At 73.4% G+C, this 7,288-nt stretch carries 7 protein-coding genes; 4 read left to right on the top strand and 3 right to left on the bottom strand.

What is annotated here, in order from left to right:
- Positions 1-34: 34 nt before the first annotated feature.
- The gene (locus AB0N76_RS17660; protein WP_363558047.1) at positions 35-1,411 is read right to left on the bottom strand and encodes a diaminopimelate decarboxylase; all 1,377 of its coding nucleotides are present in this window, start codon (positions 1,409-1,411) and stop codon (positions 35-37) included.
- A 194-nt stretch (positions 1,412-1,605) separates the two neighbouring features.
- Complete coding sequence (locus AB0N76_RS17665; RefSeq protein WP_363558049.1) at positions 1,606-3,225, bottom strand: helix-turn-helix domain-containing protein; 1,620 nt, start codon at positions 3,223-3,225, stop codon at positions 1,606-1,608.
- Between the two features lie 179 nt (positions 3,226-3,404).
- Here AB0N76_RS17665 and AB0N76_RS17670 point away from each other — a divergent pair, with 179 nt between their 5' ends.
- Genes AB0N76_RS17670 through AB0N76_RS17680 form a run of 3 tightly spaced genes read left to right on the top strand, consistent with a single transcriptional unit; the run spans position 3,405 to position 4,800 of the window.
- The gene (locus AB0N76_RS17670; protein ID WP_363558051.1) at positions 3,405-3,848 is read left to right on the top strand and encodes a peptidase inhibitor family I36 protein; all 444 of its coding nucleotides are present in this window, start codon (positions 3,405-3,407) and stop codon (positions 3,846-3,848) included.
- 43 nt (positions 3,849-3,891) lie between these two features.
- Positions 3,892-4,329, top strand: a complete 438-nt coding sequence (locus AB0N76_RS17675) for a peptidase inhibitor family I36 protein (RefSeq protein ID WP_363558053.1) — start codon at positions 3,892-3,894, stop codon at positions 4,327-4,329.
- Between the two features lie 36 nt (positions 4,330-4,365).
- A complete protein-coding gene (locus AB0N76_RS17680) occupies positions 4,366-4,800 on the top strand; it encodes a peptidase inhibitor family I36 protein (protein WP_363558055.1) in 435 nt (144 codons plus the stop codon).
- A gap of 46 nt (positions 4,801-4,846) precedes the next feature.
- Here AB0N76_RS17680 and AB0N76_RS17685 read toward each other — a convergent pair whose 3' ends face one another.
- The gene (locus AB0N76_RS17685; RefSeq protein ID WP_363558057.1) at positions 4,847-6,094 is read right to left on the bottom strand and encodes a Dyp-type peroxidase; all 1,248 of its coding nucleotides are present in this window, start codon (positions 6,092-6,094) and stop codon (positions 4,847-4,849) included.
- A 187-nt stretch (positions 6,095-6,281) separates the two neighbouring features.
- Here AB0N76_RS17685 and AB0N76_RS17690 point away from each other — a divergent pair.
- On the top strand, positions 6,282-7,288 hold a 1,007-nt coding region (locus tag AB0N76_RS17690; protein ID WP_363558059.1), incomplete at its 3' end, for a right-handed parallel beta-helix repeat-containing protein.

Raw genomic sequence — 7,288 nt, forward strand, 5'->3', positions numbered from 1 at the left:
GGCTGCTCTCCGGTGATGCGACTGGCGGTGGGGGTCAGCGGACGGGGCGGAGCAACTGGTCGATACTCTGGGCCGGGCGCAGGAGTTCGAAGCGCACGCCGCCGTCGTCGGCCACGGTGAAGCCGTGGACCGCCGGCTCCGGCAGGCTGTTGTAGCTGAAATGCGTCGTGGCATAGTACGAACCCGTGTCCAGGAGGGCCACCAGGTCGCCGGACTCCAGCGGCGGCAGCGGCCGGGCCTTCGCCAGCAGGTCTCCGGCGAAGCAGCACGGTCCGGCGACGTCCTGCGGCACCGTCGGGCCGTCCTTGGCCGCGCCCGAGGGGTGGTGCGCGGTGATCCGCAGCGGCCAGGAGTCGGGCATGAACACCGTCCGGGTGGCGACCTGGGCACCCGCGTGGGTGACCGCGATCCGGCGGCCCCCGCTCTCCTTCGCGTACTCGACGTACGCGGCGGTGAAGCCGTTCTTGGCCAGCAGCGAGCGGCCGAACTCGGTCACCACCCGGTAGTCCCCGCCGAACAGGGCGGGCGCGTGGGCCCGCAGCCGCTCCACGTACGCCGAGAAGGTGGGGTCGGTCCGTTCGTCGGCGAAATTCACGGGGAGCCCGCCGCCGATGTCGATGCCCACCACCTGACGGCGGCCCAGCTCGCCGTTCAGCTTCTCGGCGAAGGCGACGGCCTGGCCGACCCCCTCGGCCATCAGGTCCAGCGGGCAGCCCTGCGAGCCGACGTGCACATGGATCCAGGTCAGCCAGGGGCGCTCCCGGAAGGCCGCCAGCAGCCGCTCGGCGTTGCCGTCGTCGGCCAGCGGGATGCCGAACTTGGAGGTCGCGGTGGCGGTGCTCATCGCGCCGATCGTCCCGGCGCCGACCTGCGGGTTCACCCGGACGCCGATCCGGGACCGGGACTCGCCGGCCCGCAGCAGCTCGTCCACCCGGTCGAGTTCCTGCCAGTTGTCGATGTTGACGGCGACGCCTAGCTCCAGCGCCTGCGCCAGCTCCCGGCGGGTCTTCGCCGGCGAGTCGAGGACGATCCGGTCGGCCTCGAACCCGGCCGCCAGCGCCTGCGCGAGCTCCCCCGGACTGGCCACCTCGCAGCCCATGCCGAGCTCGCGCAGCCGGGCCAGCACCGGGACCAGGCAGTTCGCCTTGGCCGCGAAGGCGTGCAGGACGTCGACCTCGGCGGGGAAGGCGCGGTGCAGGGCCGTGACGCTCGCCGCGACGCCGTCGAGGTCGACGAAGGCGGCGAGCAGCGCGTCGTCGCGGTCGAGCAGCCCCTCGCGCACGGCCGCGCGGAGCACCAGCTCGCGCCGCTCGGCGGCGGAGAGGGTGGCGGCGGACCGGGCGGCGGTGGACAGGGCGGCGGTCGGGTGAGTGGGGGTCGGGTGAGTGGGGGTCGGCTGAGGGCTGGTCATGGGGCCACGCTCCAACGGCTGGTCGGTGAACACCCCGGGGAGGACTTCACCGGGGCGCACCACCAGGCTGCCCGGCCGCGCACCCCCGCGTCTTCGTCCCCCGACGCGGATTTCCCGGGCCCGCGCCGCACCACCGCCCCCGCGGCCGCCGCCGCCCCGCCCCGGGACTCCCCCGCTGGTGCCCGGCGACCACGTCAGGCCGGATTCATCGCCTCCGGCGGCGAACCCAGCCGGCGCAGCTGGAGCTGGGCGAGCAGCCGGGCGTCGGGATCGTCCAGTTTGATGCCGGAGACCTTCTCCACCGTCTTCAGCCGGTACCGGAAGGTGTTGACCGGGACCTTCAGGGCGCGCGCGGCCTTCGCGCTGTCCCCGGAGTTCTCCAGGTAGGCGCGCAGGGTGTCGATCAGCACCTCCTTGCCCGGCTGCGCCGCGTGCGCGACCAGCCGCAGCACCGAACTGTTCGCCGGCAGGTCCACGCCCTGCAGCGCGTCCAGCACCTGCAACAGCGCGACCGCGTCCGGCAGTTCGTCGGCCCGGGCGGACACCTGGGCCGAGTCGGCGAACAGCAGTGCGCGCAGCGCCAGATCGGCGGCCCGGGCCGACCCCGCCGCCTTGGCCAGGCCGGCCCGGACCTCGCCGACGCCGACCCGCACCGGCAGGTCGAGCTCGGCCGCCAGCTTCACCCCGAGCGATTCGCTCAGCTTCGACAGCTGGGCGACGGCCCCCACCAGGTCCTGCTCCAGGCCGCCGACCAGCACCCGGGCGCCCCGCCCGGTGCCCACCGCGACCGCCGGGTGGCCCAGCCGTTGGCAGTGCATGGACGCCTCGCCCGCCAGCCGGTCGTCGGTGCGGCCACCGGCGGCGGGCGCGGGCGCGACCGACAGGACGGCGCAGCGGCCGGTCAGCGTCAGCCCGGTCCGCGCCGCCAGCAGCTCGGCCTGGCCCCGGCCCGCCAGGACGGCCCGGGCCGCCTCCCGGACCTCCTCGTGCTGCCCGTAGCGGCGCGTCCAGTCGTGCAGCAGGTGGGGGGCGGCGATCCGGGCGGCCGCTTCCAGGGCCTCGGTGACGGTCGGCGCGAGCGGCCGTCCGGCCGGGGCGACCCACAGCTCGCCGACGATCTCCTCGCCGGCCCGCACCGCGATCGCCGCGCGCTCGGGGATGTCGCCGGCCTCCCGGCGGTGCCGGGCCCCGGGACGGTGTCTGAGCAGGTCGAAGAAGCCGTCCTCGGTCATCGCCTGCTTCCGGTGCTCCGGCACCTCGCGGCCCAGGATGGTGCGGGTGCGGATGTCATCGGCGTGCTGATGGTTCTTCGAGTGAGCGAGTACCCGGGAGTGCACGCTCTCGATCGTGACGGCCCCGTCGACCAGATCGGCCAGCGCATCGGCGAGGGCGTCCAGGTCGCCGAGCGGGACGTTGGTGATCCCCGCGTCCCGGACCACGGTCAGCCCGGCGCGCAGCGTCCCGATCACCTGCGCCCAGCCGGCCCAGTGCTTCCGGAAGAGCACGGCCGTCCCGGCCTCCGCGGCCGCGGCGCGCAGGGCGGTGTTCGGCGGTCCGTCGCCCTCCTCCCGGAAGACCACGCCCGCGGCGCCGTCCCGGCCCGCCGCCCGGACCAGCGCCACGGCCTGCTCGGACCGCGGGTCGATGCCGACGGCGACCACCAGGTCACCGTGCTCCGCCCCCGGCTCGGGCCGGTCGAACACGTCCAGGTTCAGCACGGCCACGTCCAGCCCCACCGGAGCGACGCCCACCTCCACCACCGACCCCACCAGCCGCAGCAACGCGTTCAGGCTCCGGTCCGGTTCCACTGCCACGAGCATTCCTCCCCAAGGTGCCGCACCCGCCCCGCTGGGGCGTCAGCGTACCCAACCCGGATCCGATGAGCAGTCAGATGACTGATGTGTCAGCCCCGTTCGCACCCCCACAGTGGTGGTACTCCGCGAACGGAACGTCGGAGTACCACCTTGGCAGTTCGAGAGCAGAGGAGATCACGATGAACCTGCGGCGAATGGCGACGAGGCTCGCGGTGGGTGCCGCCGCGGTGGTCGGGGTGGTCGCCGCCACGACGACGACCGCGAGTGCCGACATCCTCACCACGATCTCCACCGGCCCCGGCAAGTGCCCCGCCAACTGGGTGTGCCTGTGGAGCGAGAACAACTTCATCGTGGGCAACCCGAAGGGCGGGGTCGACTACGGGGCCGTCGGCTCGAACGAGAACACCCCGGACCTGGGGCACCTCAAGTTCGTGGCCAATGAAACGCGCTGGAAGGGCATGCAGGACGAGGCCTCCTCGGTCGTGAACAACACCGGGAGCAGCATCTGCTTCTACGAGCACAACGGGTACGGCGGCCTGGAGTTCAAGGTCGGCCCCCACGAGCAGTGGGCCTCGGTCCCGTCGTGGATCAACGACCGGATCAGCTCCTTCAAGTACTGCTGACCCCGCCCTTCCCATCCCCTCCCCTCGACCCGAACGGATCACCATGAAGCTCTCCCGGAAGATCACCAGGCTCGGACTGTCCGCGGCCGCCGCCATCGGCCTGGTCGTGACCGCCTCGACCTCCGCGAGCGCCACCAACGTCTTCTGGCTCGGCCACGGGGCCGGGTCGTGCCCCGACGGCTACGTCTGCCTCTGGTCGGAGGCCAACTTCATCGAGGGCACGTTCCTCAACGACAGCAAGTTCGGCTCCTTCGCGTCGAACCAGAACACCGGCGACATGGGCAAGCTCAAGAGCGTCGCCAACACCGACAAGGGCATGCAGGACGTCACGTCGTCGGTGCTGAACAACACCCGGAGCAGCATCTGCTTCTACGAGCACAACGGGTACGGCGGCCTGGAGTTCAAGATCGGCCCGGGTGAGCACTGGCCCTACCTCCCGTCCTGGATCAACGACCGGATCAGCTCCTTCAAGTACTGCTGACCCCTCCCCCTCCCTCCTCGACCCGAACGGATCGTCATGAAGCTCTCCCAGAAGATCACCAGGCTCGGACTGTGCGCGGGCGCCGCGATCGGCCTGGTGGTGACCGCCTCGACCTCCGCGAGCGCCAACACGATCCTCGGCCTCGGGCAGGGTGCCGGAGCCTGCCCCGCCAACTACGTCTGCCTCTGGTCCGAAGGCGGTTACGTCGCCGACACCGGCCCCAGCTACAAGTTCGGGTCCATCGCCTCGGACCAGAACATCGGTGACCTGGGCAAGCTGGAGCACACCTCGCTCGGGGACAAGGGCATGCAGGACATCACGTCGTCCGTGGTGAACAACACCCGGAGCAGCATCTGCTTCTACGAGCACAACTGGTACGGCGGCCTGGAGTTCAAAGTCGGCCCCGGCGAGCGGTGGCCCGCCGTCCCGTCGTGGATCAACGACCGGATCAGCTCCTTCAAGTACTGCTGATCCGTCGGCGGAGCCGCCGCCGGCCGGCCGATGACGGCGGGCGGCCTCAGGGCCAGAGGCGGTCGCCGAGGGCGGTGCCCTCGGGGGCGCCGGGGAGGACGTAGGCGACGGCGGAGGCGGTGTGTTCGAGGAAGGGGTTGAGGGCGTCGCGCTCGGCGAGGCGGTTCTGGACGCGGGTGAACTGGCCCGGGTCGCGCATGAACGCGCAGAAGAGCAGGCCGCGGTCGTCGGGCGCGTCGTCGTAGCTGTAGCCGCGGCGCAGCATCCGGGCGCCGCCGTCGAGCCGGGGGCTGGTGAGGCGGACGTGCGAGCCGGCCGGGATGACGTAGGCGCCGTCGGGGTGCTTGGCGTAGATGTCCGGCTCGTCGTGCTCGGCGGTGCCGGTCAGCGGGGCGCCGTCGCCGGCGCGGCGGCCCATCGCGAGGTTCCGGCGGTCCTCGGGGAGGGCGGCGAAGGCGGCGGTGTCCATCCGGATCCGCCGGTAGACCAGGACGGTGGCGTTCTCGTGCGGCCCCGGCGGGCCCCAGACCCACTGCCGGGCGGCCTCCGCGTCCGGGTTGGCGGTGCCGTCCTTGAAGCCGAACAGGTTGCGGGGGGTGACACCCGGGCCGGTCGGGGGCAGGAAGCCGGACTGCGACCAGCGGGGTGCGGCGCCGGCGGACTGCGCGGCCGTGACGGCGAGTTCGGTCACCACGGCGAGCGTCCAGTGGTCGGCGGCGCACAGCTGGAGCAGCAGGTCGCCGCCGCTGCGGGCCGGGTCGAGGCGGTCGCCGGGGAAGGCGGGCAGGTCGGCCAGTCCGGCGGGGACGGCGAGGCCCAGCCGGGTGGCGAGGGCCGGGCCGAGGCCGACCAGGGAGCTGAGCGGGGCCGGGCCGTCCTCGCTCCGCAGTCGCGGGTCCGGTGGCGGGGTGGCCGGGGTGGCGGCGGCGAGAGCGGAGAGCGTGCGGGTCCAGGAGCCGAGGAGGGAGCGCAGGGCTTCGCGGTCGGCGGCGGCGGAGTGCTGTGGGAGGTCGAAGGCGAGCAGCCTGGTCGCCGGAAGCTGAGCCGCCGTCACCCCGGCCTGCCGGGCGCCGTGGAAGGGGATCGCGGCCCCGGCGGGCGGCGCGCCCTTGGCGGTGTCCGCCCGGGCGGACGGGTGGTCGCCGTCCGCCGGTTCGCCGTCCAGCAGTTCGCCGACCGTCGCGCCGGCGCCGGCGGCGAGCGCCGCCCCGGCCGCCAGCAGAGCCCGTCGCCGCACGCCACCGGCCGCGGCGAATCCGTTCGGCGGCGACGTTTTTTGCGGTTCGGTGGGCATGCGCCCTATTGGAGACGATAGAACACGTGCCATGCAAATCACGTTTCCTGATCGTCAGTCAGCCAGGGTGGGCCTCGTGACCCGGGCGGCCGTGGTGGCGGCCGTGCTCGCCGTGGGGGCCACCGGGTGCGGGTCGACGGGCCCGGCCTCGGAAGAGGCGAAACATCCGGCCGGGAACGTGGTCCGCGTGCCGGAGGACTTCCCCACCGTCCAGCGGGCCGTGGACGTCGCACGTGACGGGGACACGGTGCTGATCGGGCCCGGAACCTACCGCGAGAGCGTGCGCGTCGCCAAGTCCAGGCTCGTGCTGCGCGGCACCGACCGCAACACCGTGGTGCTCGACGGCGGGCTCAAGCTGGCCAACGGCATCACCGTCACCGGCCCCGGCTCGGTGGTGGAGAACCTCACCGTCCACGGCTACCTGGCCAACGGGGTGCTGTTCACCGGCGTCACCGACGAGAAGCTGCAGCAGCGCGGCGCCGGCGGCTCGGCGTACGACCCGCTGGACACCGCCCGGTTCCCGCCCGTGCAGGGCTTCCGGGCCAGCCGGGTGACGGCGTACGGCAACGGCCTGTACGGCATCTACGCCTTCGACGCGCGCGGCGGGGTGATCGAGGACTCCTATGCCTCGGGGCACGCGGACTCCGGCATCTACGTCGGCCAGTGCAAGCCCTGCGACACGGTGGTGCGCGGCAACACCGTGGAGCGCAACGCCGTCGGCGTCGAGCTGACCAACGCCTCGGACGGCCTGTCGATCCTGGGCAACCGCGCGGCCGGCAACCGGGTCGGCGTCACGGTGAACTCCAACGACCTGGAGGCGCTCGCCCCGCAGCACGGCGCGGTGATCGCGGGCAACGTGGTCGTCGACAACAACGCCGCCGACTCGCCGGAGCAGGCGGACGGCGGCTTCGGCATCGGCCTGGGGATCGGCGGCGGGACGGCGAACCGGGTGGAGCGCAACCTCGTCCGGGGCAACCGCGCGGCGGGGGTGATCGTCACCGACCCGGCGGGGCACCCGGCGAGCGGCAACCGGGTCGAGTCCAACCAGGTGGACGGCAACGGCGCCGATCTGGTGCTGGCCTCGGCCGACCCCGGCAACTGCTTCGGCGGCAACCGGCCCGGCGTCCAGAGCCCGGAGGGCCTGGAGGCGGCGGCGCCCTGCGGCCGCCAGCGGGCCGTGCCCCGGGCCGCCGC

Origin of the sequence: Kitasatospora sp. NPDC093806 (assembly GCF_040683335.1) — a bacterium.
In the GTDB taxonomy this organism is placed as follows: Bacteria; Actinomycetota; Actinomycetes; order Streptomycetales; family Streptomycetaceae; genus Kitasatospora.